At 75.1% G+C, this 2,899-nt stretch carries 1 protein-coding gene; it reads left to right on the forward strand.

Annotated elements, in window-relative coordinates; all coding sequences use genetic code 11:
- A partial coding sequence (locus ACWCYO_RS40515; protein ID WP_449787030.1) for an SDR family NAD(P)-dependent oxidoreductase occupies positions 1-2,899 on the forward strand: 2,899 nt, incomplete at both ends.

The following is a 2,899-nucleotide window of genomic DNA, read 5'->3' on the forward strand; positions in this document are numbered from 1 at the left end:
CGCAAGGACCAGGCCGAGGACACGAGCGTTCTGACCGCCCTGGCCCGCCTGCACGTCACCGGCGCCCGCGTCGACTGGACCGCCCTCTTCGCCGGGACCGGCGCCCGCGCCGCGAACGTGCCCACCTACGCGTTCCAGCGCCGGAACCACTGGCCGGCCGTCACCCTCGCCCGCGGCGGCGACGTCCGGCTCGCGGGCCTCGGCGCCGCCGAGCACCCGATGCTCGGCGCGGCCGTCGAGCTCGTCAACACGGACGGCTACCTGTTCACCGGTCGGCTGTCGGCCCGCTCGCACGGGTGGCTGGCGGACCACGTCGTCATGGGCTCGGTCGTGGTGCCGGGCACGGCGCTGCTCGAGCTGGCGGTGCGCGCGGGAGACGAGGTCGGTTGCGACCTCGTCGAGGAGCTGACGCTCGCCGCGCCGCTCGTCCTGCCCGAGCGGGGCGTTGTGCGGGTGCAGGTGTGGGTCGGCGAGCCGGACGCCTCCGGGCGGCGTGCGCTCACCGTCCACGGCCGGCCGGACGACGTGGACGGGACGGACTGGACCCTCCACGCCACCGGTGTGCTGGGAGCGGGCGTGACGCACGCGCCGTTCGAGGCTGCGGTGTGGCCGCCGGCCGGCGCCGAGGCGGTCGACCTGACCGGGCTGTACGAGGGTCTGGCGGAGGCCGGGTTCGGGTACGGCCCGGCGTTCCGGGGGCTCGGCGCGGCGTGGCGGCGCGGGGACGAGGTCTTCGCGGAGGTCGCCCTGCCCGAGGGCACCGACGGCGGCGGCTTCGGCCTGCACCCGGCACTGTTCGACGCCTGCCTCCACGCGTTCGCGCTGACCGGGTCCGAGGAGCGCGGGGTGCCGTTCGCGTGGGGGGACGTGGCTCTGCACGCGTCCGGCGCGTCGGTGGTGCGGGTGCGGCTGACCCCGGCGGCGGGCGGCGGGGTGTCGCTCGCGATCGCCGACACCGAGGGGCGCCCGGTGGCGTCGGTGGGGTCACTGGCCGTGCGGCCGGTGACGGCGGACGACGCGGTGGCGACTCGGGACGCGTTGTTCCGGGTGGACTGGGTGTCGGTGAAGGCGTCTGTCGCGCCGGAGTTCGTGGTGGTCGGGTCGCTGGCGGAGGTGTCGGAGGTCGTTCCGCCGGTGGTGGTGGTCGAGATGGCCGTGGATGAGGTGCACGCGGGGACGGCGCGTGTGTTGGAGCTGGTGCAGGGGTGGCTGGCGGAGGAGCGTTTCGCCGGGTCTCGTCTGGTGTTCGTGACGCGTGGCGTGGTGGCGGGTGAGGACCTGCCGGGTGCTGCGGCGTGGGGTCTGGTGCGGTCGGCGATGTCGGAGGAGCCGGGCCGGTTCGGTCTGGTGGATCTGGCGGGGTCGGAGGAACTGCCGTCGGAGGCCTTGGGCCTGGAGGAGCCGCAGCTGCTCGTCCGTGACGGTGAGGTGTTCGCGGCGCGCCTCGCCCGGATGGGGACGCCGGTGGAAACGGTGGCGTGGCCGGCCGAGGGCACGGTTCTGGTCACCGGTGGCACGGGCGGCCTGGGCCGGGTCGTGGCCCGGCACCTGGTGGCCGAGCACGGGGTGCGTGATCTGCTGCTGGTGAGCCGCCGTGGTGGGGATGCCGAGGGCGTCGGGGAACTGCTGGCGGAACTCGGGGCCGGGGCGAAGGTCGAGGCGTGCGATGTCGCCGACCCGGCGGCGGTGGCGGACCTGTTCGCCCGGCACGAGATCCGTGCGGTCGTCCACACGGCCGGCGTGCTCGACGACGGCGTGGTCGGGTCCCTGACCGCCGAGCGCGTCTCGGCAGTCCTGCGCCCGAAGGCGGACGCGGCGTGGAACCTCCACGTGGCCGCTGGGAACGTCGAGACCTTCGTCCTGTTCTCCTCCGTCGCCGGTACGTTCGGCAGCGCCGGCCAGGCCGCCTACGCGGCGGGCAACGCCTACCTGGACGCGCTGGCCGTCCACCGCCGCTCGCTCGGCCTGCCCGCCGTCTCCCTCGCCTGGGGCCCGTGGACCGACGTGGCCGGCATGACCGGCACCCTCACCGACGCGGAGGCCCAGCGCATCGCCCGGCTCGGTCTGCCGGTCATCGCCCCGGACCAGGGCGTCGCGCTCTTCGACGCGGCGCTCGCCACCGGTCACCCGGCCGTGCTGCCGGTCCGCCTCGACCTCTCGGCGATGGCCGCGCAGGGTGAGGTGCCCGCGCTGCTGCGCGGTCTGGTGCGGAGCCGGGTGCGGCGCGCCGCCGTCGCCGGTTCGGCCGGGGCGGCCGGCCTGGCGCAGCGGCTGTCGGGCCTCGGCGGCGACGAGCGGCGGGCGGCCGTCCTGACCCTGGTGCGCGACCAGATCGCGCTGGTGCTGGGACACGAGGCCGGCTCGGCGGTCGATCCGTCGAAGGCGTTCCAGGACCTCGGCTTCGACTCGCTGACGGCGGTCGAGCTGCGCAACCGGCTCAAGGCGGTGACCGGTCTCCAGCTCCCGGCCACCGTGGTGTTCGACTACCCGACGGCGAGCGCGCTGGCCGGCTTTCTGCTGGAGGGGCTGTTCGGCACGGAGAGCGTCGTCCACGTTCCCGAGGCGCTGCCGTCGGTGTCGGACGACCCGATCGTGATCGTCGGCATGGCCTGCCGCTATCCGGGCGGCGTCGAGTCGCCCGAGGACCTGTGGCGGCTGGTGGCCGACGGCGTGGACGCGGTCTCCGGCTTCCCGACGAACCGCGGCTGGGACATCGCGAACCTCTACGACCCGGACCCGGAGCACATCGGGACGTCCTACACGCGCTCCGGCGGATTCCTGCACACGGCAGGGGATTTCGATCACGAGTTCTTCGGCATGAGCCCGCGCGAGGCGCTGGCGACGGATGCGCAGCAGCGCCTGCTGCTGGAGACGTCGTGGGAGGCGTTCGAGCGGGCCG

It is taken from the genome of Kitasatospora sp. NPDC001683 (assembly GCF_053596495.1).